The following is a 24112-nucleotide window of genomic DNA, read 5'->3' as shown; positions in this document are numbered from 1 at the left end:
GACGGCCCACGCTCGGAAGGACTCTTCGTGTCACTGCGTTCTGCTCGTCCTGTCGGAACGGTGCGCCGGGCGGCGCTCGGTGCGGGGGCGGTGGTCGCGGCCCTGGCGCTGGTCGCCGGGTGCACAGGATCTCCGGGGCCCACAGAACCGGGCCCGACGGCGGAGCGCCCCACCGGGGACGTCTCACCCTCGGAGGAGCCCACGCCCGAGGAGCCGACCCCCACGCCCACGCCGACCCCCACGCGGGCGGCGTCGAACGTCCCGCTCACCAAGCTCGCGCCCGGCGAGAACCCGCCGCAGTTCATCATCTTCTCGTTCGACGGCGCCGGGTGGCACGACCGGTGGACCGAGTTCCGTGAGGCGGCGGCCCAGGTCGACGCACGGTTCACGGGATTCCTCACGGGCATCTACCTCCTGACGGACGAGCACCGCGACGCCTACACCGGACCGGGGCACGCGCCGGGCAAGGCGTCGGTGGGGTTCGGCGGGGACGCGGCCACGGTCACGACCCTCGTGAGCGACCTCAACGCTGCCTACCTGGAGGGCCACGAGATCGGCACGCACTACAACGGGCACTTCTGCGCCGACAACCCGCCCGGTGGCGCGGACTGGACCACGGCCGACTGGAACAGCGAGCTCGACCAGTTCTTCGGCTTCTGGAACGACTGGCAGGAGATCAACGGCCTCCAGGACACGCCACCGCTCGAGATCCCGGCCTCCGAGGTCACGGGCGGCCGGACGCCCTGCCTCGAGGGCAACTGGGACCAGATCGCCCCGGCGTGGGCCGCGCACGGGCAGACGTACGACTCGTCGATCCCCGGCAGCGGCATCGCGTGGCCCAAGCAGGAGTACGGCGTGTGGGAGTTCCGGATGCAGACGACGAGCTCTCCGACGCTCGGCAACGTCATGGCCATGGACTACAACTTCTGGTACAAGTTCAACAAGGCGCAGAACCAGCCCGAGCGTGCCCCCGAGATCCGCGCCGCGGTGCTCGAGACCTACCGGCACATGTACGACGTCGCCTTCAACGGCAACCGTGCGCCCGTGCTCGTGGCCAACCACTTCAACCAGTGGAGCGGCAACGCGTTCAACCCGGCGGCCAAGGACTTCATGCTCGAGGCGTGCGGCAAGCCCGAGACCATCTGCGCCACGTACCAGGACGTCATCGCCTGGATGAACGTCCAGGACCCGGCGGTGCTGGCCGAGCTCCAGGCGCGTCCCCCGGTCTCGTAGGGCGCGGGTCGTGGCGAGCAGCGCGGGGCTCCTCCTGCACCGGGTCGGTGACGGGGGAGAGGTCGAGGTGCTCGTCGGGCACATGGGCGGTCCGCTGTGGGCGCGCAAGGAAGAACGCGCCTGGACCATCCCCAAGGGCGAGCACGACCCCGACGAGGACCCGCACGCCGCGGCGGTCCGCGAGTTCACCGAGGAGCTCGGGTCCGCTCCGCCCGAGGGGCCGGAGATCGACCTGGGGCAGATCAGGCAGCGAGCGGGCAAGACCGTTCGTGCCTGGGCGCGCCGCGCCGACTTCGACGCGAGCACCGCGACGAGCAACACGTTCGAGATGGAGTGGCCGCCGCGGTCGGGCCGGACGGCGTCGTTCCCGGAGCTCGACCGGGTCGCGTGGGTGCCGCTCGCGCGGGCGCGCGAGCTCGTGGTCGCGGGGCAGGTCGAGCTGCTCGACCGCCTCGCGGAGGCGCTCGCCCGGTCCTGAGGCGAGACCGTGCGAGCCGGCTCAGGCGTGGTCCGGCAGCGTCCGCAGCAGGTACCGCTCGGCCGAGCCGGCGTGCTGGGCCAGGTCCCACAAGGTCGAGGACGCTGCGCCCGAGGTCTCGGGGGCCGTGCCGTCGGCCCCGTTCCCGCCCGTCGGGTCGTCGGGGCTCAACGCCTGGAGGACCTGGTCGAGCTCGCCGCGGTTCAGCTGCGCTGCGTCGGCCAGGACGGTCAGGTCGCGCAACCCGTTGCGCAGCGTGTCGAGCTCGGCGAGCTGCCTGTCGTCGAGCCGGTCGCGGTCGGGCACCAGCTCGTCCTGCAGGCGGACGGCGTCCCGGAGCAGGGCGATCTCCTCAGGCTGCTGTGGACCGGACCTCTCCGACGAGGCACGGAGCGCGGTCGCGGTGGCCTCGGTCGCGGTCTCGATACGTCGTCGCAGAGGTGGGGGCCGGAAGCCCGGGATCACGGCGAAGCCGAGGACCACTCCGACCAGCACCGCGCTCAGGGTGAGCACCACGTACTGCGTCAGGAGGTCGACCGCGTTCAGGTCACGGGACACGGAGTTGAAGCCGACGCTGACGACGACCATGAACGCGCCGCCCAGCGCCGGGCGGGTGACGATATACCACAGCCCCAGGCACAGGGCGACGACCGCGACCAGGGTGAGGTAGCGCGACGGGACGACCAGCAGGACCACCGCGACCGTGAGCGAGCCGGAGACCAGACCGATGATCTTGTTCCTCGTCTTGGCCACGGTGCCGCTCCAGCTGGCCTGGAGGATGCTGAAGGTGGTCAGCAGCACGGTCGAGACCAGGGGGTCGCCTCGTTCCAGGCCGGACGTGATCAGCAGCATCAGCAGCACTGCGAGCGCAGTGCGGAACGCGTGCCGGAACTGGATGGACAGCAGCCTGGCCGCGGGGTGCAGCACCGCGTCCTGGAGCTGGTGGCGCCGGTCCCGATCGAGCGTGACCGTGGTGGTGTCGCGCTTCTGGATCGCCTGCTCGACGGAGTCCAGGGCGCGCGCTGCGTCGGTGAAGGGGGGCTCGGCGACGGCTGATGCCGGCGAGGGCGACGGTGCCTTGACGGGCTCGCCCCGCCGGGGCTTGGCCTTCATCTCCTCGGCCAGCTCGTGAGCCCGCTCGCGGAGCACGGTGTCGTCGGGATCGCCCGCCGCGGTGAGGTGTGCCGTGTGCAGGGCGAGGCGGTAGCGCGAGGCCCCCTCGAGCGCGTCCGCGAGCCAGCGCTGCCTGCCGTCGCTGAGCCAGGTGCTGAACGCGGTGGCGGTGGCGCTGCTCGGATCGTCGGCGACGAGCACCGCGGCGACCTGTTCGCGGGTCTGCTTGGACGGGTCCGAGATCCCCATCAGGATGCGCAGGACGAGCGCCACGGCGACCCCCGCGACGGCCGCCGCGATCACCTGCCGATGATCGGCCCCACCCATCGGTGCGTAGCCGTAGCCGAACACCGTGGTCATCCCGAGCCCCATCCCCGCGTTGCCGAAGCGGGGGCCGAGCAGGGGGAGGAGCGCGGCCACGAACACGAGCACCACGACGAGCGCGATCGCCGCGGGGCGCGAGGTCTCGGCCACCAGGCGCGGGACGGCTGCTGCGAAGATCAGCAGCGGGCCCATCACCGCAGCGATGCGGAGGTCGGCCCGGAGCGGACCGCCCATGAAGGCCACCAGCGCGAACATGCCCGTCAGGCCGCCGATGATCCCCACCGGGCCGGCTCCCCACGCGTCGGCGAGCAGCACGGAAGGGAGGACCACGATGATCATCAGCACGATCAGCATCGGGCTGCCCGGGGGACGCTTGGGCGCCTCGGCCTTGTTTGAACCCTTCACGGGCCCTCCTCGAACGTCGGTCGGGCGGTTCACCCCTCGACGGTACGGCGGAAGCGCAAGGGCTGCCTGGGCGGAAGAGGCGATCGCCCGTCCCGGAGGGGCCCGACGACGCAGCGCGCCCCGGGCGACCACCTCGCGCGGTGAGGTGGTCGCCCGGGGCGCGTGGCGCCGTCGGGCAGGCGATCACTCGGGGAGTCCCGAGACCCCCGTCAGCTCGTTGGGGACCACGTCGAGCGTGGTGCTCGCGTAGACCTTGCCCGACTCGACGTCGACCGCGTGCACGGCCTTCGTGGCGGGGTCCGTCACGTAGGCCGTGTGGTCGAGCACGAACAGCGTGGGGCGCGGGGCCTGCCAGTCGTCGGGCTCGGTCCACGCGTCGATCACCGCGATGGTGCTGGTGACCGCCCCCGAGGCGGGGTCGATGACGCGCAGCGCGCCGTCGGTCCCCAGGACGAGCGCCTCGCCGTGCGGGCCGCGGCCGAGCGAGCGGAACGTGTAGCTCGCGCCCGTGTCGACCAGGGTGATCTGCCGGCTCACGGTGTCGACGAGCGAGACACGGGTGGGTCGCTCGAGCTCGGCGTCCGGGTCGGACTTGTAGTCGCCCAGGACCACGGGCGACTCGTCCGAGCCGGCCTGGTTGCCGATCCGGCCGTAGGCGTCGGGCGACGCGATCTTGGTCAGCTCGCCGCCTGCGTAGACGACCACGCCGTCCTCGCAGCCCACGACCACGGCCTCGTCGGACGCGACGGCCTCGCCGTGCACGCCCGGGCAGGTGTCGGTGCGCGCGACCTCGTGGCGACCGCTGTCGAGGACCACGACGCTCGACCGCGAGTCCTCGGTGCCGTCGGTGACGAGCAGGTCGCCGCTCTCGAGCTCGACCGCGACGCCGTGGTGCGGGGACGGGGTCGTGTACGTCGTGGTCTCGGGGTCGCCGTCCGCGAGGTCGTGCGGGTCGAACGACTCGACGAGCCCCGAGCCGTCGTTGAACAGGACCGTGCGGCCCGCGTGGCGGACCACGTGGCCGGGGTGGTTCGCGGCGAACTCGGTCGTCGTGAAGGCCGGCTCGGAGGTGTAGAAGTGCGAGTGGTTGCCGTGCGGCTCACCCCACGTGCCGAGGTCGAGGACCCGGAAAGCGTCACCTGCGGAGACGATCACGTGGCGCTCGTCCCCCGCGGGGTTGATACGCGTGAAGCCGTCGACCGGGAGGTCGGCGACCTGCTCGAGGCTCGTGCCGTCGAGGACGACGACCCCGCCGTCGTAGGTCAGGGCGATGCGCGGGGTGTCGGTCGCGGCCTCGGTGCCGTGGCCGCCCTCCTCGTGCTCGTCGTGCTCGTCGTGCTCGTCGTGCTCGTGTGCGGACGCGTCGGACGTCGCGGCGGGGGAGGCCTCGCCCGTGGCGCAGCCGGCGAGCACGGCGGCGGGCAGGGCGAGGGCGATCCCCAGGGCGAGGTGGCGGTGTCTGGTGCTGGTCATGGCGTCACGGGACCCCGGCGGGTCCCACCGTCCTTCCGGTAGGTGTGGGCTGCGGCGCAGGGAGCGCGCCGAACTCGCACACCGTAGCAGAGAATGAGAACCGCTCTCATTATCAACTAGAGTGGGTGCTGCCGGGGTGGGGCGCTGGGGCCCGACCACCCGCGCCTCGACCTCGTCATGCGTCCCGCGTGAGGAACCGCCACGAACCCAGGACGCCGACGACCGCCACCCAGGCGAGCGCGACGAGCGTCGCCGTCGGCCCGTCGAGCGTGCTCGGGCCCGCGTCGTACCAGGCCGACGCGGCGCGGTCCGGCAACCAGCGCGCGTGCTCGGTCGCGCCCGCGAGCAGCGGGGACACGACGAGGACCAGCGCGAGGACGCCGACGAGCGCGGGCACGAGGTGACGCACGACCAGCGCCACGGCGTGCGAGAACAGTCCGATGACGACCAGGAACGCCGCGGCACCCAGGAGCGTGCCCGCTCCGGCGTCGCCCGTCGCGGCGGGCGCGTCGAGGAGGTGCTGCGTGACCGCGGACGCGGCCAGGCAGGCGCCGAGCACCGAGACCGCGGTGAGCCCGACGGCGCAGATCGCCGCGACGCTCTTGCCCGCGACGAGGAGCCCGCGCCGCGGGACCGCGGTCAGGGTCGTGGCGACCTGGCGACCGGCGTGCTCCTGGGAGACCGGCAGCACGCCGACGAGCACGAGGCCCGCCACGACGAAGGGCACCGTGCGGAGCGTGGGATCGAGGGCCGTGACGGGCAGGCCTCGGTCGGCGGCCGCACCCGCCTGCGCGGCGGCGATCAGGGCTCCGACCAGGGTGGTCCCGACGACCGCGAGGACCGCGCCGGGCAGCGTGCGGAGCTTGTCGAGCTCCGCGGCGACCACGGACGCCAACCCCCCGGCGCTCACGCGTCCCGCCGTGAGAACACGGTGCCCGCGACCGCGAGGAGCGCCAGTGCCCACGCGGCCATCACGAGCGCACCGGGACCGGGCGACAGGCCGCCCGCGACGGTGTCGACGTCCCCGAAGAGCCTGCGGCCGGCCATGTCGGGGAGCCAGTGCGCGAGCGGCGTGAGCATCGTGAGCAGGAGCGACACCGACACCAACGAGCTGTTGACCACGAGCACCAGGAGAGGGACGACCCCGCTGCGCGTGAAGACCGTGACCGCCAGGGCCAGGAGCGCCGTGAGGGTCCAGTAGAGGGCCGCGCCGAGGCAGCGCCGGACGGCCTCGTCGAGCGGGACGGTCGCGGTCGCGGCGTCGGCGATGATCACCTCGGCGAGTGCGATGCTCGCCGGGACCGCCACGACCGCCGTGGCGATCACGAGCAGGACGACCGCGGTCACCTTCGCGACGAGGACGCTCGCGCGCCGCGGGACGGCCACCAGCGTCGTACCGATCTGCCGACCGCCTCCGGCGTCCGGGCTGTTCGCGGTGTACTCGCTGCTCACCGCGATCACGCCGATCACAACCGCGCCCACGGTCCCGATCGGCATCGCGGCGAACGCCGTGTCGAACGCGGAGCCGTAGCCCGTGTCCTCGGGACGTCCGGCGACGAGCGCGTCGCGGACGCCGACCGCGTTGAGCAGGGTCAGCGCGGCCGTCCCGAGGACGGCGACCGCAGCCCCGGTCCACACCCCGGGCAGCGCCAGCATCTTCTGCAGCTCGGCGACGAACACGTTCCACCCCCTCACCGGACCGTCCCCTGTCCGTCGCTCGTGAGCGCGAAGAAGGCGTCCTCGAGCGTGTCGTAGCGGTGGGTCACGTCGGCGAGCGTCCCGTCCGCGACGACCCGACCGCCCGAGATGACCACGAGGTCGTCGGCGATGTCGGCCACCTCGCCCATGAAGTGGCTCGACAGCAGGACCGTGCCGCCGTGGTCCGCGTGCGCACGGAGCAGGCCACGGATCCACCGGATGCCCTCCGGGTCGAGACCGTTGACGGGCTCGTCGAGGACGAGCGCCTCGGGCTCGCCCAGGAGCGCGCACGCGAGACCCAGGCGCTGTCCCATGCCGAGGGAGTAGCGCCCCACCCGTGTCCGGGCGGAGGCCGTGAGCCCGACCTGCTCGAGCACCTGGTCGACGCGCCTCTGCGAGATCCCGTTGCTGCGCGCGACCCAGGAGAGGTGGTTGCGGGCCGTGCGGGAGCGGTGCGCTCCGGAGCCGTCGAGCATCGAGCCGAGGGTGCGCAGCGGGTCGCGCAGCGACCTGTACGGCTGCCCCCCGACGAGGGCACGACCCTCGTCGGCCCGGTCCAGGCCGAGGAGGATGCGCAGGGTCGACGACTTGCCGGCTCCGTTGGGCCCGAGGAAGGCGGTCACGCGGCCCGGCCGGGCCTCGAAGGCGACGCGGTCGAGGACGGTGCGGGGACCGTGGCGTTTGACGAGGTGCTCGATCTTCAACATGCCCACAGTCCAGCCGCCAGGTGCGCGTAGGGCATCGGACCGGAGGCCGGACCTGGGGTCCGGGCCTCGGCCCGCGGTCTCTCGGACCGTGGGCCGATGTGCGGCGGGCGGCGCGTCCCTAGACTCCGGTGGATGGAGACGACCGCCCGACCCGTGCTGCGATCCCGCGTCTGGCCGATCGCGGGCGGTCTCGTCGCGGCCCTCGTGCTCGGCCTGGCGACCCTCGGCGTCGGTCGCCCCGTCGAGGCCCTCGCCGTCCTGCTGGGTGCGACCGCGGTCGCGGCGGGCGTGCTGGCCTGGGCCCTCGTCCGCTCCCGGCGCGAGCGACGTGCCTTCGAGGACGACCTGACGGGCTGGGCGGCGGAACGGGCCGCTCAGGCCGAGAGGCTGCGCATCGCACGAGACCTGCACGACCTCGCCTCGCACGGGCTGGGGCTCATCACGGTGCGTGCGGCGTCGGCGCGCACCGTGCCAGGGCCGGGCGGCGATGCCGAGCGGGCCCGCGCCCTGGCCGACATCGAGCGCGCGGGCCGGGACGCGACCACCGAGCTGCGCAGGATGCTCACGGTCCTGCGCGGACCGGGCGACGAGGCTCCGCTGCGTCCGGCGGAGACGCTCGCCGACCTACCGCGTGTCGTCACGACCGCGCGGGGCGCGGGCCTCGACGTCGCGCTCGACGCCGAGGAGGTCGTGGCCTCGGCAGGAGTGGGCCTCTGCGTGTGCACGGTGGTCCGTGAGGCCCTCGCCAACGTCCTGCGTCACGCGGGGCAGACGCGTGCCTCGGTCGTCCTCGGCCGCGACGCCGAGGGCCTGCGGCTGGTCGTCGAGGACGACGGGCCCGTCGTCGGGTGGGAGCCTCACCCGGGGGCGGGGATGGGGCTCGCAGGCCTGCGCGAGCGGGTCGAGTCGCTCGGCGGCTCTCTCGTCGCGGGGCCCTCCTCCCGAGGTTTCTGCGTGACGGTCGTGCTGCCGGACCCGGCCCCGCCGGCCGCCAGCCTGCTGGGACGAGCGCAGTCGTGACGGTGCCGGTACGGGTGCTCGTCGTGGACGACCAGCCCCTGATACGTCACAGCCTGCGGCTCGTGCTCGACGGTGCCGACGGGCTCACGGTCGTGGGCGAGGCGGGCTCGGGCGAGGCCGCGGTGGAGGTCGCGCGCCGGACCCGCCCCGACGTCGTCCTCATGGACGTCCGCATGCCCGGCGGTGACGGGATCGATGCGACGCGCCGGATCGCGGCCGACCCCGACCTCACGTCGACCCGCGTCCTCGTGCTCAGCATGTTCGAGCTCGACGAGTACGTCCACGGGGCCCTGCGCGCAGGCGCGAGCGGGTTCCTGCTCAAGGACGCCGAGCCCACGAGCCTCGTCGACGCCGTCCGGCGTACGCATGCCGGCGAGTCGCTGTTCGCCCCGGCCGTCCTGGCGCGGATCGTCGGGCACTACCTCGACGGTGGGCCGCAGCGCGGGGCCGTGGCGCCGCAGGTCCTCACCAGCCGGGAGGTCGAGGTGCTCGCGCTCGTGGGCCGTGGGCTGTCCAACCAGGAGATCGGGCGGAGGCTGACGATCTCCATGGGCACCGTCAAGACGCACATCGGCAACCTGCTCGCCAAGCTCGTCGCCCGCGACCGTGCCCAGCTCGTCATCGCGGCGTTCGACCACGGCCTCGTGACCGCCGAGCGCCCTGCGCCCGGGAGGCGCCCCGGTCCCGCGTGAGGGGCAGCCGGCATCAGTGGTCAGGCGTTCGCCACGGGCCCGGGGTCTGGCCGTGACGCGTGCGGCTCGGCCACGACGGTCGACGCGACGGTTCCCGCCGCCCCTCGCCCCAGCCGCACGAGCTGGACCACGGCCCCGACGAGCAGGACCACGAGCGCGAGGTTGCGCACGGCCGCGACCAGGACGATCCAGGGCTCCCCGACCATGAACTCGTCGTACGCGACCGGGTAGAGGAGCTGCGTCAGACCAGCGGTGCCCAGGACTGCCAGCGCGGGCGCTGACCAGACGGAGCGGGCGCCGGGTCCGGCGAGCGCGATCGCGACGGCCACGGGAGGCCCGATCCACGCGACGAACTGCGGCGATCCCACCTTGTTGAAGACGATGAGGCTCAGCAGCAGGGCCGTCACGGACAGGAGGAACACGTCGGTGCGGACCTCGGGGCGCCGCCGCACGGCCCACCAGGACAGGGCCGCGATCGCGAGCACCGCGACGGGCAGCAGCACGTCGAGCAGCCGTCCCGTCACCGCGGTGCCGGGGCCGTAGATCTCGAGCGTGCGGATGTCCTGGTTCATCCAGACCCGGAACCGGGGGTCGAACAGCCGCAGCACGCTGAACGGGGTCGCGAACACCGACTCCGACTGGAGGCCCCGCGCGTCCTGGGTCCCGAACACCCCGAGCACCCGCTTGCCCGCTCCGCCCGCGAGGGCGAGCGCGACGACGACCGCGCTGACCGCCGCGCCCGGGAGCACGACCGTGCGCAACGGGCGCTTCGCGGTCGTCAGGAGCGCCACGACCACGGCCCCGGGGGCGATCTTGACCCAGGCACCGAACGTCGCGATCGCGGTCGCCACGGCCGGGCGGCGTACCGCGAGCGCGAGCGTGATCACGAGGAGGGCAGCGGCGACGCCGTCGAGCCTGCCCAGGAAGATGGGGCCGAGCGCGACGAGGAACGCGAGCCACCACCAGGCCGCGACACGGCCGCGCCCCGGCAGGCGCGCGAGGAACCACAGCGCGAGCGCGTTCAGCGCGACGATCAGCGCGAGGAACTGCGCGTAGTACGCCTCGAACGACGTCCCCAGGAGCGCGGGGGCCGAGACCGGCACGAGCGCCCCGACCGGGTAGACCCAGTCGTAGTCCAGCACGGGCCAGATCCCGCGGTCCCAGCCTGCGCGCGCCCAGACCCGGTAGAGCTGCACGTCGCCCGAGATCCGGTACCCCCAGGTCAGGGCATCGACGACGAGCCAGGCGTGCACGAGCACGAAGCCCGCGACCAGGGCCCACGGCGAGCGCAGGGCCCAGGCGAGGAACCGGCGTCCGGTCGAGGCGGGCCGGGCGGCGGAGGTCTCGGGCACGGGCTCATCGTCGCACGACGGCGCCGCTCGCCCGGGGAGCGCGACACGCCCTGGACGCCGCACGCCGTCGGGCACGAAGAAGCGGCCCGGCCGGAGGCGAAGGGGACCTCCGGGCGGGCCGCCGGTCGCGCGGTGAGGCAGCACCGCGCGACGCGAGGGGAAGGACTCAGGCGCGCAGGATCAGCGCGTCCCCCTGGCCGCCGCCGCCGCACAGCGCGGCAGCGCCCACGCCACCCCCGCGGCGCTGGAGGGCGAGGGCCAGGTGCAGGGCCAGGCGCGCGCCCGACGCGCCGACCGGGTGACCCAGGGCGATCGCGCCGCCGTCGGCGTTGACGACCGCGTGATCGATCCCGAGGTCCTCGACCGACTGGAGCGCGACGGCCGCGAAGGCCTCGTTGATCTCGACCAGGTCGAGCTCGTCGGCCTTCATGCCCTCGCGCTCGAGCGCACGCTCGATCGCGCGGGCGGGCTGGGAGTGCAGCGAGTTGTCGGGGCCGGCGACCTGGCCGGCCGACCGGATCTCGGCCAGCCACGTGAGGCCGCGGGAGACCGCGAAGGCCTTGCTGACGACCACGACCGCCGCGGCGCCGTCGGACAGCGGGGACGACGAGCCGGCGGTGATGGTGCCGTCCGCGACGAACGCGGGACGCAGGCGGGCGAGCGCCTCGACCGTGGTGCCGGGACGGATGCCCTCGTCGTCGGCGACGACCACGGGCTCGCCCTTGCGCTGCGGGACCGTGACCGGGGCGATCTCCTCGGCCAGGCGCCCTTCCGCGCGGGCCGCGGCCGCGAGGGCGTGCGAGCGGGCAGCGTACTCGTCCTGCTCGGCGCGGCCGATGCCACGCGTGGTGCAGCCGCGGTCGGTGGCCTCGCCCATGATCTGACCGTCGAACGGGTCGCGCAGGCCGTCGTGCGTGAGCGAGTCCGCCATGGTCACGTCTCCGAACGCGAAGCCCTTGCGCGAGCCGAGCACGAGGTGCGGCGCGTTCGTCATGGACTCCTGGCCGCCCGCGACGACGACCGACGCCTCGCCCGTGCGGACCAGGCGCGCCGCGTCGATGATCGCGGTCAGGCCCGACAGGCACAGCTTGTTGATGGTGACCGTGGGGACGTCCCAGCCGATCCCGGCCGCGATCGCGGCCTGCCGGGCCGGCCCCTGGCCGCCGCCTGCCTGGATGACCTGGCCCATGATCACGGCGTCGACGTCGGAGGCCGCGACGCCAGCGGCGTCGAGCGCGCCGCGGATCGCGTGCGCGCCCAGCTCGTTCGCCGACAGGGACGCGAGCGCACCCTGGAAGCGCGTGAACGGCGTGCGCGCACCGTGCAGGAGGACGGGGACGTGGGCGTCGTTGCTCATGAGGTGCTCCGTGGGAGAAGGGGACCCGGCGCCGTGCGTGTCAGGTGAACGAGGAGGTCCGGTACGGCGCCGGGTGGTCTTGTGGTGTCGACGGGTGGCCGCTGCGGGCCAGGTGTGGCAGGAGAGGGTGCGGCGCTCCCGGTACGGGGAGCGCCGCCGCAGGGGGCTACACGAACGCCGAGACGCCCGTGATGTCGCGACCCACGATGAGGGCCTGGACGCTCTCGGTGCCCTCGTAGGTGTGCAGGGCCTCGATGTCCGCGAAGTGCCGCGCGACGCGGTTCGCGAGGAGGATGCCGTTGCCGCCCAGCATGTCGCGCGCGCTCGCCGCGATCTCGCGTGCGCCGCGCGTGCTCGTGTACTTGGCGATCGACGCCTGCGGGCCGGAGAGCTGCCCGGCCTCGTCGAGGCGGGTCATCTGCGCGACCAGGAGCTGCATCTGGGTGAGGGTCGAGAGCATGCGGGTCAGCCGCTCCTGGACCATCTGGTTGGCCGCGAGCGGGCGGCCGAACTGGACGCGCTGCTTGGCGTAGGCGACGGCCGTCTCGTAGCAGGCGGTCGCGTGCCCGACGGCGGACCATGCCACCCCGAGGCGCGTCGCCTGGAGCACGCGGCCGGTGTCCTTGAACGACCGTCCGCCCGGGAGCATGGCCGAGGCCGGGACGAACACGTCGGTCAGGACGATGTGGGCCTGCCAGATCGCGCGGAGCGAGACCTTGCCCTCGATGGTCGTGGCCGCGTAGCCCGGGGTGTCCTGGGGCACGAGGAACCCGTGCACCTGGTTGTCGCCCTCGTCGCCGACCAGTCGCGCCCACAGCACCGTGATGTCGCCGCACGACCCGAAGCCGATCCACTTCTTCTCGCCGTCGATCACGAAGCCCTCGACGCCGTCGCGGGTCTCGCGGCGGGCCGTGGTCTCGAGCGAGACCGAGTCCGAGCCGTGCGTGGGCTCGGTCAGGGCGAACGCGCCGAGCTTCTCGCCGCGCGCGAGCGGGCCGAGCCACTCGGCCTTCTGCTCGTCCGAGCCGAGGAGCTGGATCGAGCGCAGCGCGAGGCCGCCCTGGACACCGCAGATGGTCGCGACCGAGCCGTCGCCGCGCGACATCTCCATCTCGGCGAGACCGGCGCCCATGAGGCTGATCCGTGGCGCACCGGGGACGTCGACGCCGTCGCGCAGGAAGTCGAGCTCGCCCATGCGCTTGGCCAGACCGAACGGCACCTCGGCGCGCTCCCAGTACCCGTCGATCACGGGCAGGACCTCGTCCTGGACGAACGTGCGGACCCGCTGCTGCAGGTCGCGGTCGGCGTCGGTCGCGTCCGAGAACGCGCCGGCGTAGTCGATGCCGAGCGGCTGCGAGAGGTCGTAGTCCGGCTCGGTCACGTTCTGGCGGACGGGGTTCTCGATCGTCATGGGGGATGCTCCCGGTGTCGGGCCGGACGTCGGTGTCGGGCGATACCCCCCATGGTGCGTGATATCCCGTCTCAGGTCAAGAGACGGGGTATCACGGGCGTGCCCGATGCCCTGCCTGACCAGGGGGAGAGCTCAGGCCCGCGCAGCCCCGGCGATGTTCACGAGCCAGCTCACGCCGAACCCGTCGACGCACATGCCGAACGCGTCTCCCCACGGCGCGACCTCGAGCGGCACGGTCACGCTCCCGCTCGACGAGAGCTTGTCCCAGTAGCCGCGCAGCTCGGCGTCGTCGGGCTGCTCGCCGCTCAGCGAGATCGAGAAGCCGGCGCCGGTCGGGACCTCCATCGAGCTCGGGGTGTCCGCGGCCATGAGGACCAGGCCGGTGGGGGACTCGAGCTGGGAGTGCATGACCTTGTCGGCGTCGGCAGGGTCCTCGGAGGCCTGGAAGTCGGCGAACGTGCTGATCGTCACCTCGCCGCCGAACACGTCGCGGTAGAACTCGATCGCCTGCCGTGCCTCGTCGCGGAAGTTCAGGTAGGGGTTGAGTCGCGTGACCATGATGGTGCCGCCTTTCCCGTCGCGTCCTCGCGTCATCGGGCCGGAAGTGGTGCGCCCGGCGCGAGCAGGGCGCACCTTCGAGTATCCGCCCGGCCCACCCGGACGCAAGGGGTGGCTTCAGGGGGTGGTGGCGGGGGCGCTCGCCGCGACCTCCAGGGCCTTGGAGCGCCGGTCGATGCGCCACCACACGAAGAACCCGACGAGCGTGAACGCCCCGTAGAACACGTACATGAACGCGGACGCGTAGAAGCCGGCGTCGACCAGCAGGGGCACGCCCACCACGTCGACGGCCACCCAGATCAGCCAGAACTCGACCCATCCCTTGGCCATGCCGTACGTCGCAAGCAGCGAACCCATGAAGATCCATGCGTCGGCCCACACGGGCTCGTAGGACTCGAGCATCCGGAAGATCGGGGTCAGGACGAGCGTCCCGCCCACGAGCGCCACGACGAGGAAGGTTCGTTGCCGCCACGTGGCCCATCGCGGTTCGACCGAGACGCCGTGGCTGTCCGCGTCGAGACCGGCCGCGTCCTGGTCGAGGCGCGCACGGGTGCGCCGCCACTGGACCCACCCGTACACCGACACGACGACGAACATGACCTGGCGTCCGGCCTGGCCGAGGAGGTTGACAGGGTTGGGCGTCGCGAACACCGCTCCGAGGAACACCGTGAGGAGCAGCAGGTTCCCGACGATCCCCACGGGCCATGCCCAGATCTTGCGCCGCATGCCGCCGAGCGCGGAGGCCAGGCCGAACCCGTTGCCCACGATCTCGCGCCACAGCAGGTGCTGGCCGCCGATCGTCAGCTGCGCGTCGAAGAGCGCGTGGAGCAGGTCCATCGATGTTCCCTCGTCCCGGGCACGTCGGCTCCGGGGTGAGGGCGGGCGCCGGGTCGGGGGAGCCCTGTCCGGGCTGCCCGACGGCGGCGCTCACCACGGCGAGACCGGTCCGGACGGCCGGGGGTGGGCACGACGATCACGTCGTGCCCAGCCCGGCCGGGGACGGCCGCGCCGCACGTGCTTCCTCCCATCCGGACTTTCACCGTCGGTCCTGGAGTTCCACCAGGTCAACCGCGCGTGGGCGCGGGTCGCGGACTGTCACCGCCGGCTCGGAATTGCACCGACCCCGGAGCACGTTCGTGCGTACTGCTTGCTGTGTGCTGCAACCGCAGATGCTACCCGTGCATTCCCGGGGCTCAGCGGTGCTGAGCCGAGTGCGTGGTTCGGCTGCGACACGCCCGGCGAGTCGCAGCCGAATCACGCACCCAACGCGTCGCGCACGGCCTGGGCCACCTCGTCGGGGTCGGCGTCGCCGTCGAGCACGGTCACCACGACGCGGCGGGTCGGTGCGGTGCTGGCAGCAGCGGGGGCAGCCCGGTCGGCCGTGCTCTCCGTGCCTGCCGTGCCCACCCTGCCCTCGGCGCCTGCCGTGCCAGCCGTGCCCTGCGTGCGCGCCGGCGAGGGCGACGTGGACGCGGTGGCGGGCTCCGCCGTCGGGCCCGCGGGGTTGCGCGCCGCGCGCCGCAGGTCCGCGAACGCCTCCTCGAGCTCGGGGCGCAGGTCCTGGTCGGGGTCGCGCAGCCAGCGGCGCAGGATCGCGTTGTGCACCGCGACGACCGACGCCGCGAACGCGACCGACGCGGTCGAGTGCCGGGTGTCGGCGGGCAGGGTGTCGCGCAGGTAGGACGTGAACGCGCGCTCGTAGCGGTGCGTGGTCACGAGCTCCCGGTCGCGCAGCGCCGGCACGTCCTGCAGGAGGCGGTGCCGTGCGACCGACGTCTCGCGCTGGCCCACGTGGTGGTCGAACACGAGCCGGGCCGCCTTGCACACCTCGACGTACGGGTCGACGTTCTCGAGCTCCTCGGGGGTGACTCCGCGGGCGGCGGGCCGGGTCTCCCCGAGGAGGACCACCACGGCGTCCAGGAGCAGCTCGTGGTCCGCGAAGACCACGTCCTCCTTGGAGCGGAACCGGCGGAAGAACGTGGCCCGGCTGATCTGCGCGGCGTCGGCGATGTCCTCGACGGTCGTCTGCTCGTAGCCCTTCCGGGTGAACAGCTCGATCGCCGCGTCGACCGCCTGCGCGTGGGTGTTGCTTCGTGCGGCACTCATGAACGGGACGGTACACCGCGCGCAGCGGGCGGGGCATGCTGCGGCGAGGCCGTGGGAGAGCGCTGCTCGTCAGTCGGTCGGTGGGGCACGTCGCCCGAGGATCGGCGGTCGGTCGCCGCGCGCGGTGCTGGCGGGTCGGCCGCTGTCGCCGCGCGCCGGGCCCGACGGCGTCGCTACAGTGACGAGAGAGGCGGCGACAGGCCGACGCGACCCGGAGGCGACGCGGATGACTGACGGTGACGAGACGCGGGCAGCCGGCTCCGACGACGGAGCCGAGGGCGGCGCGGGCGAGCAGGCCGCGCGTTCGTGGAAGAGCGTCGACCACCACGCCCAGCGCGACAACCTGGGCGACCGGTTCGCGCGGGGTGGCCCCGCCGACTTCCTGTACGGGGCCGTGGTCTCGGGGTTCATGCTCGCGGTCTCGAGCACGCACGACGCGTCGAGCGACTTCGTGATGCTCGCGGTGGCCGGCGTGCTCGTGGGGTACTGGGCAGCGCACGTGTACGTGTCGGCGATCGGCGGGCGGTTCCGCGACACCGACCACACCATCACCGAGCGCCTGAGGCTCGCGTCGTCGGACGAGGTGTGGGTGCTGATCGGCGGGGTGCCCGCGCTCGGGGTCTTCCTCGTGGGGAGGGTGTTCGGGCTGGACGTGGTGGACGCCGCGCTGATCGCGCTGTGGTTCACGGTGCTGATGCTCGCGGTCGTCGGCCACCTCGCGGCGCACCGGGCCGGCGTCCGGGGGTGGGCGCTGACGGTCGAGACCGTGGTCGCGGGGGCTTTCGGCCTGCTCATCATCGGGCTGAAGACGCTGCTGCACTGAGGTGCTGCCCGCGAACCCGGGGCGGCCTCGCCCGTCCGAGCGACGCCCGGGCGTCGGTGCTCCCGAGGTCGTCGTCTGCGCAGCCACCACAATTGTTGTGGCTGCGGAGAAAACACACTCCGGGGTAGCGCCAGGCGTGTCCGGCACACCTGACGCGTGACCATGCTCGGTCTGCGGACCGTCGCCCGGGCGGACGCTACGCCGCGGCCCGCACCAGCTCTCCGCACGCCAGCTCGACCGCGAGCGTGTTCCCCGGTGGGGCGAGCGGGCACGCCCACGCAGGGTCGTAGGCGCACGACGGGTTGTACGCGAAGTTGAGGTCGACGACCAGGGGTGCGTCGCCGTCGGGCACGGGACGGGACGACGCGGAACCCAGGTCCGCGCCCTTGATCGTGTCCAGCAGGTACCGCCCGCCGCCGTACGTCGCAGGCGACCGGTCCTTGACCGGCACGAACAGCCCGCCGCCGTACGAGCGCAGCGCCCACACGTCGAGCGACCCCAGGCCGGGGAGGTCGAGGCGCCCGACACGCTCGAACGGCACCACGCCGTCGGTGCCCGTGGGGACGTCGAGCCGTGCGGCGTCCGGCGTGCCCCGCGCGGGGTCGGGCACGAGCGGCACCTCGAAGCGCATCGCGGCGTCGTACGGACCGACCGGGAGACCTGTGAAAGCCGCACGGTCCTCGGGCAGGAGCGGCGAGGCCGGGTGCTCGGCCAGGAGGTCGTCGCGCGACGCGACCCAGTACTCGTGCGCGGCCGCGGGGTCCTCGGCCGCCAGGTCGCGGACCCGCGCGTACAGGTGCTGGACGCGGCGGCGCCAGTCGACGACGTGCAGCTCGGTGATCATCTGGCCAGGGTGCCAGGCCGCGCAGGGACCGGCACGCCGTCGCCCCCGGTGGCCCCGGCCTAGAAGACCGGCAGGAGTCTCAGCCACCCGAACGTGAACCGGAACGGCGAACTCACCCCGGCCCACAGCACTCCCCACGCCCCCGCACGGTGCCGGACGGCCTCGACGACGTCGAGCGGCTGCCGCACCGGCAGGGGCGCTCAGTGGTGCAACCGGTAGAACCGGAAGAAGCTGAACCCCTCGATCGGCAGGACCTCGACGCGCTCGAACCCGGCGTCGAGCGCGTACCGCTCGAGCGTCGCGGGCCGCATGACCGTGCCCGTGCCGACCGACGGCGACGACGACAGGCCGTCCGGCAGGCACACGAACTGGCTGAACCCGTACATGAGCCGCTCCACCTCGTCCCCCGGCGCAGTGAACTCCTGGGCGACGGCCTCGTCCATGACGACCACGGCGCCGTCGGGCAGGACGGCCCGACGGACCGCCGACAGGACCTCGACCGGGCGCGGCATGTCGTGCGTGCACTCGAACGCGAAGGCCGCGTCGAGCGGGGCGGCCGTGGGCAGGGCCGCGGCGTCGGCGGCGTGGAACGCCACGCGGTCCGCGACGCCCGCCGCCTCAGCGTTCGCGCGCGCCATCTCGACCGAGGGGCCGTCGATGTCGTACCCGTCGAACCGGGCCTGCGGGTAGGCGCGCGCGAGCGCGACCGTCGACCACCCGGCGCCGCAGCCCACGTCCGCGACCCGCGCGGTGGGCCGCGACAGGATCGCGTGCAGGTCAGGGACCCGGCCGAGCGCGCCCGCGAGCTCGTGCTCGAACCACGGCCGGTTGAGGTCGGCCTGTGCCTCGCGCGCGTCCGGCCCGAGCCGCCCCCACGAGACCCCGCCGCCGTCGCGGTACGCGCCGAGCAGCTCGTCGAACGTGCGCCCCACGGCCGCGAACAGCCGGGGCAGCGGCGCCAGGTACGCGAGGCTGTGCTCGTCCGTCAGCACCTCGGCCGGGCCGGGCGGCAGGGCGTAGCGGCGTGCCGCCGCCTCCGTGACGAGAGGGCCCGACGACGGAGGCTCGCCCCGCGGGGAGCGGTCCGGCTGGGTCGTGGGCTCGGCCCAGGGCGCGTGCCCGGGAGCGACGGTGAGGACGCCCGCGACCGCCTGCCCCTCGAGCCACTCGCGCGCGTAACGCTCCTGCGTCCCCGTCCGGGTCGCGAGCTCGGCCGAGGTCGCGGGCCCGTCCGTCGCGAGGGACCGGTACCAGCCCAGCCGGTCGCCGAGGTACACCGAGAAGACGTCGAGAGCGCCGAGTGCCGACGCGAACAGGCGCTCGGCGAACTCGTCGGCTCCCGGACCCTCGTCGGTCGGCCCGCCGGAGGTGGCGAGCGGGACCTGGGGTGTCGTGGACATGAGTGCTCCGTCCGTCGAGGACACGGCGCTCGCGGTCGTCGTCGACGCGCGGACGCACGGACCACCTCCAGCCTAAATCCGTTGCGTCCCCGTGGGAGCATGCACAGCATGCTGGTCACCCTCACGACGACCGCCGGCGCGCCGGCCGGGTCCGTCGAGCACGGAGCCCTTCTGGACGCGACCGACCTCGGGTACCTGCTGCACAAGCACCCCGCCCGAGCCCAGTCGTTCGACCTCCCCGTCGGCACGGCGCACGTCTTCTATCCCGAGGCCGACACCGCGCGCTGCACGGTCGCGCTGCTCCTCGAGGTCGACCCCGTGGGGATCGTGCGCAACAAGCGGTTCGGCGGACGCGACGCGTTCTCGCTCGCCCAGTACGTCAACGACCGCCCCTACGCCGCCTCCTCGATGCTCGCGGTCGCGCTCGGCGCGGTGTTCCGGACGGCGATGACAGGCCGCTGCGACTCCCGGCAGGTGCTCGCGGACTCCTCGATCCCGCTCGAGATCCACGTCCCCGCGCTGCCCTGCCGCGGTGGCGCGGGGCTCGCCGAGCGCCTGTTCGGGCCCCTGGGCTGGACCGTCGACGCCACGCCCGAGCCGCTCGACCCGACCGTGCCCGAGTGGGGCGACTCGCGCTACGTCGACCTGCGCCTGACCGGGACCGTGCGCCTCGCCGACGCCCTGCACCACCTGTACGTCCTGCTGCCCGTGCTCGACGACGCCAAGCACTACTGGGTCACGGGCGACGAGGTCGACAAGCTGCTGCGCGCGGGCGAAGGATGGCTCGCCGAGCACCCTGAGCGCGACCAGATCATGCACCGCTACCTCGCGCACCAGCGCCGGTACGTCGAGGACGCGACCGACCGCCTCGTGACGCTCGACGGCGGCCCGCTGCCCGCCGACGCCGAGTCCGAGGACGCCCCGGCCGAGGGCGACGTCCCCGCCGCGGGGAGCGACGCCGTCGGGACCAGGGCGCCCACGCTCGCTCGGCAGCGCGCCGAGGCCGTGGTCGCGGCCCTGCACGAGGTCGGGGCGCGCAGCGTCGTCGACCTCGGGTGCGGCGAGGGCGCCCTGCTGCGCCTCCTCGTCGCCGACCGCCGCTTCACGCGGCTGCTCGGCACCGATGTGGCCGCGCGCGAGCTCGAGCGGGCCGCGACCCGCCTGCGTCTCGAGGACGCGAGCGACGCCGAGCGCGAGCGCGTGCAGCTCGTGCAGTCCTCGCTCACGTACCGCGACGAGCGGATCGCGGGCTTCGACGCCGCGGTGCTCATGGAGGTGATCGAGCACGTCGACCCGCCGCGCCTGGGCGCGCTCGAACGCGTCGTGTTCGCCGAGGCACGGCCGGGGACGGTCGTGGTGACGACGCCGAACGTCGAGTACAACGCGCTGTACCCCACGCTCGAGGAGCACGGCCACCGTCACACGGACCACCGGTTCGAGTGGACGCGGGCCGAGCTCCAGGCCTGGGCCGGTGGCGTCGCGCACCGCCACGGCTACGCGGTCACGTTCCGCGACGTCGGGCCCGAGGACGTCGGGCCGCGCGGGCTGGGCTCGCCGACGCAGATGGCGCTGTTCACCCGATCGACGGAGGCAGGGGCATGACCACCGAGCAGCACGTGACCAGCGGGGAACCCCGCGTCCTGACCGTGCCCGAGCTCTCGCTCGTGGTGCTCGTCGGTGTGTCCGGGTCCGGGAAGTCGACGTTCGCGCGCGAGCGCTTCGCCCCCTTCGAGGCCGTGTCCTCGGACTTCTGCCGAGGCCTCGTGTCGGGGGACGTCAACGACCAGTCGGCCACGGCCGCGGCGTTCGAGGTGCTCGACACGATCGTGAGCAAGCGGCTCGAGGCGGGGCACCTGACGGTCGTCGACGCGACCAACGTGCAGTCCGCAGCGCGCAAGAGCCTCGTCGCGCTCGCGCGGGCGCACGACGTCCTGCCCGTCGCGATCGTGCTCGACGTGCCCGAGTCCGTCGCGATCGAGCGCAACCGCTCCCGCCCCGACCGCGACCTCGGCGACCACGTCGTCAAGCGTCAGCGCCAGGCGCTGCGCTCGTCGCTCAAGTCCTTGAGCCGCGAGGGCTTCCGCAAGGTCCACGTGCTGCGCGGCGTCGACGAGATCGCCCGCGCCACGATCGCCCGCGAGCCCCTGCTGAACGACCTCCGCGACCAGACCGGGCCGTTCGACGCGATCGGCGACGTGCACGGCTGCCGCGCCGAGCTCGAGACCCTGCTCACCGAGCTGGGCTACGTGATCGAGCGCGACGAGGCCGGTCGCCCGGTCGACGCCGCCCACCCCGAGGGCCGCCGCGCGGTGTTCCTGGGCGACCTCGTCGACCGCGGACCGGACTCGCCGGGCGTCCTGCGCCTCGCCATGGGCATGGTCCGTGCGGGCCACGCGCTCGCGGTCCCGGGCAACCACGAGCACAAGCTCGTGCGCGCGCTCTCGGGGCGCAACGTGACGGTCAGCCACGGGCTGGAGACGACGCTCGCGCAGCTCGCCGACGAGCCCGAGGAGTTCCGCCAGGACGTCGAGACGTTCTGCCGTGACCTGGTCTCGCACCTGGTGCTCGACGGCGGGCGGCTCGTGGTCGCGCACGCAGGGCTCAAGGAGTCGTACCACGGGCGGGCCTCGGGTCGGGTGCGCAGCTTTGCGCTCTACGGCGACACGACGGGGGAGACCGACGAGTTCGGGCTGCCCGTGCGCTACCCGTGGGCGAACGAGTACCGCGGTCAGGCCGTTGTGCTCTACGGGCACACGCCCACGCCCGAGGCGGAGTGGGTCAACAACACGATGTGCCTCGACACGGGCTGCGTGTTCGGCGGCAAGCTCTCCGCGCTGCGGTACCCGGAGAAGGAGCTCGTCTCGGTGCCCGCGGCCCAGGTCTACTACGAGCCCGCGCGCCCGTTCCTGCCCGACGCCGGGAGCGACGCGGCAGGTGCCGAAGGGGCTCTCCGGCAGCGCGACCCCGACGTCCTCGACGTGACCGACGTGCTCGGCAGGCGCTCGGTCGTGACGGGCACGCGGGGCAGGATCACGGTCCCCGAGGAGAACGCCGCGGGCGCGCTCGAGGTCATGAGCCGGTTCGCGGTGGACCCGCGCGCGCTGCTGTACCTGCCGCCGACCATGAGCCCGGTCGCGACGTCGCGTCTGCCCGGCTACCTCGAGCACCCCGACGGTGCGTTCGCGGCCTACGCGGGCGACGGTGTCGGGCAGGTCGTGTGCGAGGAGAAGCACATGGGGTCGCGCGCCGTGGTGCTGGTGTGCCGCGAGGCGTACGGGGCCTCGGCGTGGCGCTTCGGGGTCGACGCCCAGCCGGGCGGGCGCGGCGTCGCGCACACGCGCACGGGCCGCCCGCTCTTCTCCGGCCCGACGGCGGAGGCTCTCCTCGAGCGCGTCGCGAAGGCCCTCGACGGGGCCGGGGTGTGGGACGAGCTGGGCGCCGACTGGGTCCTGCTCGACGCCGAGATCCTGCCGTGGTCGGCCAAGGCCGACCAGCTCATCCGTGACCAGTACGCGAGCGTCGGGGCCGCGGCCCGGGCCGTCATGGCGCCCGCGCTCGCCGCGCTGGACGCAGCCGCCGCGCGCGGCGTCGACGTCGACGGGCTGCGGGCGCGGACGGCGTCGCGGGCCGAGGACGCCGAGAGGTACACCGAGGCGTACCGCCGCTACCGGTGGCCCGTCGACGGGCTCGACGGCGTCCAGCTCGCCCCGTTCCAGGTGCTCGCGAGCGGTGCGGACGGTTCCGCCGCCCCGACGGTCGACGGCGTTCCCGCTCCGCTCGACGGCCCGGCGGCGGACGTCGCGCCCGCCCCCGGCACTGCGACCGGTGCCACCTACGCGACCCGTGACCACCTGTGGCACCTGGGGACCGCGGACCGCCTGGTCGAGGCCGACCCGGTGCTCTTCCGGCCCACGCGTCGTCTCGTGGTCGACCTCGCCGACGAGGCCTCACGCGCCGAAGGGGTCCGCTGGTGGGAGGAGATGACCGAGGCGGGCGGCGAGGGGATGGTCGTCAAGCCGCTCGCGAACCTCGTGCGCGGGCCCCGGGGGATCGTCCAGCCGGGGCTCAAGGTCCGGGGCCGCGAGTACCTGCGGATCATCTACGGGCCCGAGTACACCCAGGAGCACCACCTCGAACGGCTCCGCGACCGGTCGCTGGGGCGCAAGCAGTCGCTCGCGCTGCGCGAGTACGCGCTGGGTCTCGAGGCCGTCGAGCGCGTCGTGGCGGGCGAGCCGCTGTGGCGCGTCCACGAGGCAGTGTTCGCCGTCCTGGCGCTCGAGTCGGAGCCGGTCGACCCGCGGCTCTGAGCCGCGCGGGACGGGCCATGACGCGGCAGGACCCGCGAGACCTCGAGGTCACGCGGGTCCTGCGGGGTGCTGCGGGTCCTGACGTGTCGGCCGGTCAGCCCAGGGTCGCGAACGAGCTGAGCGCGAGCGCGGAGAACAGCGCGATGGCCACGAGGACCGAGCCGGCCACGAGCCAGCCGTTCGCACGGTCGGACGGGTCGCTCGTCGCACCCGGACGACGCGACTGCGGGGCGGGCGCTCCGTCGTCGGGCAGGGAGGCGGGACGCGAGCCGTCCGGGCGCTGCGACGAGCGCGCACGGCGCGCGGTCGAGTCGTGGCCGCGGAGTGCGACGCGGATCGGCGCCGAGGTCGTGACCTGCGTGGTCATGGTTCCTCCCCAGAGAAAGTTGGCCGCCCTCGCTGTCGCGGGGCGTGCCACCAGTCTCTGCGGGGGAGGGTCGCCGGCACATCGGCCCTCCGAACCATCCTCGGCGAGGCCCTCGTCCTCCCGGAGGATGACGGGCGCCCGTCGGATGGGGGACATCCCCTCCGGGACGCCCCTGAGGGGCAGGTCCGGGGTGTGCGGCGGGCCGCGCGAGGCAGGTGCCGAGACTACCGCGGGGCGTTGCGCTGGTGGTCGATCCGCTGGAGGTAGCGGATCTCGCGGAAGCCCACGGCGACCGCGACGAGCAGCGGGAACCACGCCCACGTGCGGCCCCGGAGCAGTGAGAACAGGCTCACGAGCCCCACCACGGCGCACCCGAGCACGGTCAGGACGCTCGCCCAGCGGATGTTCTTCATGCGGTCGTCCTCGGTTCGCTCGTGCGGGTCG

General features: G+C 73.7%; 22 protein-coding genes and 1 riboswitch. Of the genes, 7 read left to right on the top strand and 15 right to left on the bottom strand.

What is annotated here, in order from left to right:
* Nucleotides 1-27 precede the first annotated feature (27 nt).
* Both ASE15_RS01860 and ASE15_RS01855 read left to right on the top strand, forming a co-directional pair.
* Nucleotides 28-1233: a hypothetical protein gene (locus tag ASE15_RS01860; protein WP_056760817.1), complete on the top strand. Its 1206-nt coding sequence runs from the start codon at nt 28-30 to the stop codon at nt 1231-1233.
* 10 nt (nt 1234-1243) lie between these two features.
* Nucleotides 1244-1711: an NUDIX domain-containing protein gene (locus tag ASE15_RS01855; protein ID WP_056644960.1), complete on the top strand. Its 468-nt coding sequence runs from the start codon at nt 1244-1246 to the stop codon at nt 1709-1711.
* Nucleotides 1712-1732: 21 nt separating this feature from the next.
* Here ASE15_RS01855 and ASE15_RS01850 read toward each other — a convergent pair whose 3' ends face one another.
* The 5 genes from ASE15_RS01850 to ASE15_RS01830 form a co-directional block, all read right to left on the bottom strand.
* Nucleotides 1733-3553, bottom strand: coding sequence for an FUSC family protein (locus ASE15_RS01850; protein ID WP_056760816.1), 1821 nt, complete (start codon nt 3551-3553; stop codon nt 1733-1735).
* Between the two features lie 183 nt (nt 3554-3736).
* Nucleotides 3737-5026 (bottom strand): zinc metallochaperone AztD, encoded by a 1290-nt coding sequence (gene aztD / locus ASE15_RS01845; protein ID WP_056760813.1) that lies wholly within the window; start codon nt 5024-5026, stop codon nt 3737-3739.
* 175 nt (nt 5027-5201) lie between these two features.
* Nucleotides 5202-5936: an ABC transporter permease gene (locus ASE15_RS01840; RefSeq protein WP_157277095.1), complete on the bottom strand. Its 735-nt coding sequence runs from the start codon at nt 5934-5936 to the stop codon at nt 5202-5204.
* On the bottom strand, nt 5933-6721 hold the full coding sequence (locus ASE15_RS01835) for an ABC transporter permease (RefSeq protein WP_200960492.1): 789 nt from the start codon (nt 6719-6721) through the stop codon (nt 5933-5935). Before ASE15_RS01835 ends, ASE15_RS01840 begins: the two co-directional genes overlap by 4 nt.
* Entirely contained in the window at nt 6718-7431 is a 714-nt protein-coding gene (locus ASE15_RS01830) for an ABC transporter ATP-binding protein (protein ID WP_056644971.1), read from the bottom strand. Before ASE15_RS01830 ends, ASE15_RS01835 begins: the two co-directional genes overlap by 4 nt.
* A 132-nt stretch (nt 7432-7563) precedes the next feature.
* On the opposite strand from ASE15_RS01830, the gene ASE15_RS01825 reads away from it, so the two are divergent.
* Both ASE15_RS01825 and ASE15_RS01820 read left to right on the top strand, forming a co-directional pair.
* Nucleotides 7564-8451, top strand: coding sequence for a sensor histidine kinase (locus ASE15_RS01825; protein WP_056760807.1), 888 nt, complete (start codon nt 7564-7566; stop codon nt 8449-8451).
* Nucleotides 8448-9143 (top strand): response regulator transcription factor, encoded by a 696-nt coding sequence (locus ASE15_RS01820; protein WP_056760804.1) that lies wholly within the window; start codon nt 8448-8450, stop codon nt 9141-9143. Before ASE15_RS01825 ends, ASE15_RS01820 begins: the two co-directional genes overlap by 4 nt.
* Before the next feature lie 20 nt (nt 9144-9163).
* On the opposite strand, the gene ASE15_RS01815 is transcribed toward ASE15_RS01820, so the two are convergent.
* The 6 genes from ASE15_RS01815 to ASE15_RS01790 form a co-directional block, all read right to left on the bottom strand.
* Nucleotides 9164-10495 (bottom strand): glycosyltransferase 87 family protein, encoded by a 1332-nt coding sequence (locus tag ASE15_RS01815; protein WP_082618100.1) that lies wholly within the window; start codon nt 10493-10495, stop codon nt 9164-9166.
* 166 nt (nt 10496-10661) lie between these two features.
* Nucleotides 10662-11852 (bottom strand): acetyl-CoA C-acyltransferase, encoded by a 1191-nt coding sequence (locus tag ASE15_RS01810; RefSeq protein WP_056760801.1) that lies wholly within the window; start codon nt 11850-11852, stop codon nt 10662-10664.
* Between the two features lie 166 nt (nt 11853-12018).
* The gene (locus ASE15_RS01805; protein WP_056760798.1) at nt 12019-13263 is read right to left on the bottom strand and encodes an acyl-CoA dehydrogenase family protein; all 1245 of its coding nucleotides are present in this window, start codon (nt 13261-13263) and stop codon (nt 12019-12021) included.
* A gap of 132 nt (nt 13264-13395) precedes the next feature.
* On the bottom strand, nt 13396-13821 hold the full coding sequence (locus ASE15_RS01800; RefSeq protein ID WP_056644987.1) for a VOC family protein: 426 nt from the start codon (nt 13819-13821) through the stop codon (nt 13396-13398).
* A 117-nt stretch (nt 13822-13938) separates the two neighbouring features.
* Nucleotides 13939-14658 carry a nicotinamide riboside transporter PnuC gene (pnuC, locus tag ASE15_RS01795; protein ID WP_056644990.1) on the bottom strand — a complete coding sequence of 240 codons (720 nt, stop codon included), beginning with the start codon at nt 14656-14658 and terminating at the stop codon, nt 13939-13941.
* Between the two features lie 173 nt (nt 14659-14831).
* Nucleotides 14832-14957: riboswitch (FMN riboswitch) on the bottom strand.
* Between the two features lie 118 nt (nt 14958-15075).
* Nucleotides 15076-15927 carry a TetR/AcrR family transcriptional regulator gene (locus ASE15_RS01790; protein ID WP_056760795.1) on the bottom strand — a complete coding sequence of 284 codons (852 nt, stop codon included), beginning with the start codon at nt 15925-15927 and terminating at the stop codon, nt 15076-15078.
* Nucleotides 15928-16153: 226 nt separating this feature from the next.
* Between ASE15_RS01790 and ASE15_RS01785 the strand changes: the two genes are divergently transcribed.
* Nucleotides 16154-16750, top strand: coding sequence for a hypothetical protein (locus ASE15_RS01785; RefSeq protein ID WP_056644994.1), 597 nt, complete (start codon nt 16154-16156; stop codon nt 16748-16750).
* Nucleotides 16751-16946: 196 nt separating this feature from the next.
* Here ASE15_RS01785 and ASE15_RS01780 read toward each other — a convergent pair whose 3' ends face one another.
* Nucleotides 16947-17594 (bottom strand): DUF1684 domain-containing protein, encoded by a 648-nt coding sequence (locus ASE15_RS01780; RefSeq protein WP_056644996.1) that lies wholly within the window; start codon nt 17592-17594, stop codon nt 16947-16949.
* A gap of 200 nt (nt 17595-17794) precedes the next feature.
* Nucleotides 17795-18994 carry a methyltransferase domain-containing protein gene (locus ASE15_RS01775; RefSeq protein ID WP_082618175.1) on the bottom strand — a complete coding sequence of 400 codons (1200 nt, stop codon included), beginning with the start codon at nt 18992-18994 and terminating at the stop codon, nt 17795-17797.
* A gap of 108 nt (nt 18995-19102) precedes the next feature.
* Here ASE15_RS01775 and ASE15_RS01770 point away from each other — a divergent pair, with 108 nt between their 5' ends.
* Nucleotides 19103-20596, top strand: a complete 1494-nt coding sequence (locus ASE15_RS01770) for a 3' terminal RNA ribose 2'-O-methyltransferase Hen1 (protein ID WP_056761410.1) — start codon at nt 19103-19105, stop codon at nt 20594-20596.
* Nucleotides 20593-23301 carry a polynucleotide kinase-phosphatase gene (locus tag ASE15_RS01765; protein ID WP_056760792.1) on the top strand — a complete coding sequence of 903 codons (2709 nt, stop codon included), beginning with the start codon at nt 20593-20595 and terminating at the stop codon, nt 23299-23301. The genes ASE15_RS01770 and ASE15_RS01765 overlap by 4 nt, the downstream gene beginning before the upstream one ends.
* A 94-nt stretch (nt 23302-23395) precedes the next feature.
* Here ASE15_RS01765 and ASE15_RS01760 read toward each other — a convergent pair whose 3' ends face one another.
* On the bottom strand, nt 23396-23668 hold the full coding sequence (locus tag ASE15_RS01760; RefSeq protein ID WP_056645002.1) for a hypothetical protein: 273 nt from the start codon (nt 23666-23668) through the stop codon (nt 23396-23398).
* A 224-nt stretch (nt 23669-23892) separates the two neighbouring features.
* On the bottom strand, nt 23893-24081 hold the full coding sequence (locus ASE15_RS01755) for a hypothetical protein (RefSeq protein WP_056645005.1): 189 nt from the start codon (nt 24079-24081) through the stop codon (nt 23893-23895).
* Between the last annotated feature and the right edge of the window lie 31 nt (nt 24082-24112).

Source organism: Oerskovia sp. Root22 (assembly GCF_001429135.1).
Lineage (GTDB): Bacteria > Actinomycetota > Actinomycetes > Actinomycetales > Cellulomonadaceae > Oerskovia > Oerskovia enterophila.
This window is presented reverse-complemented; position numbering and strand designations above follow the sequence as displayed.

Coding starts and splice junctions, on each gene's coding strand:
- pnuC (WP_056644990.1), bottom strand. CDS start 14,658: ATGGACCTGCTCCACGCGCTCTTCGACGCGCAGCTGACGATCGGCGGC.
- ASE15_RS01785 (WP_056644994.1), top strand. CDS start 16,154: ATGACTGACGGTGACGAGACGCGGGCAGCCGGCTCCGACGACGGAGCC.
- aztD (WP_056760813.1), bottom strand. CDS start 5,026: ATGACCAGCACCAGACACCGCCACCTCGCCCTGGGGATCGCCCTCGCC.
- ASE15_RS01765 (WP_056760792.1), top strand. CDS start 20,593: ATGACCACCGAGCAGCACGTGACCAGCGGGGAACCCCGCGTCCTGACC.
- ASE15_RS01825 (WP_056760807.1), top strand. CDS start 7,564: ATGGAGACGACCGCCCGACCCGTGCTGCGATCCCGCGTCTGGCCGATC.
- ASE15_RS01755 (WP_056645005.1), bottom strand. CDS start 24,081: ATGAAGAACATCCGCTGGGCGAGCGTCCTGACCGTGCTCGGGTGCGCC.
- ASE15_RS01830 (WP_056644971.1), bottom strand. CDS start 7,431: ATGTTGAAGATCGAGCACCTCGTCAAACGCCACGGTCCCCGCACCGTC.
- ASE15_RS01790 (WP_056760795.1), bottom strand. CDS start 15,927: ATGAGTGCCGCACGAAGCAACACCCACGCGCAGGCGGTCGACGCGGCG.
- ASE15_RS01775 (WP_082618175.1), bottom strand. CDS start 18,994: ATGTCCACGACACCCCAGGTCCCGCTCGCCACCTCCGGCGGGCCGACC.
- ASE15_RS01760 (WP_056645002.1), bottom strand. CDS start 23,668: ATGACCACGCAGGTCACGACCTCGGCGCCGATCCGCGTCGCACTCCGC.
- ASE15_RS01780 (WP_056644996.1), bottom strand. CDS start 17,594: ATGATCACCGAGCTGCACGTCGTCGACTGGCGCCGCCGCGTCCAGCAC.
- ASE15_RS01810 (WP_056760801.1), bottom strand. CDS start 11,852: ATGAGCAACGACGCCCACGTCCCCGTCCTCCTGCACGGTGCGCGCACG.
- ASE15_RS01800 (WP_056644987.1), bottom strand. CDS start 13,821: ATGGTCACGCGACTCAACCCCTACCTGAACTTCCGCGACGAGGCACGG.
- ASE15_RS01805 (WP_056760798.1), bottom strand. CDS start 13,263: ATGACGATCGAGAACCCCGTCCGCCAGAACGTGACCGAGCCGGACTAC.
- ASE15_RS01770 (WP_056761410.1), top strand. CDS start 19,103: ATGCTGGTCACCCTCACGACGACCGCCGGCGCGCCGGCCGGGTCCGTC.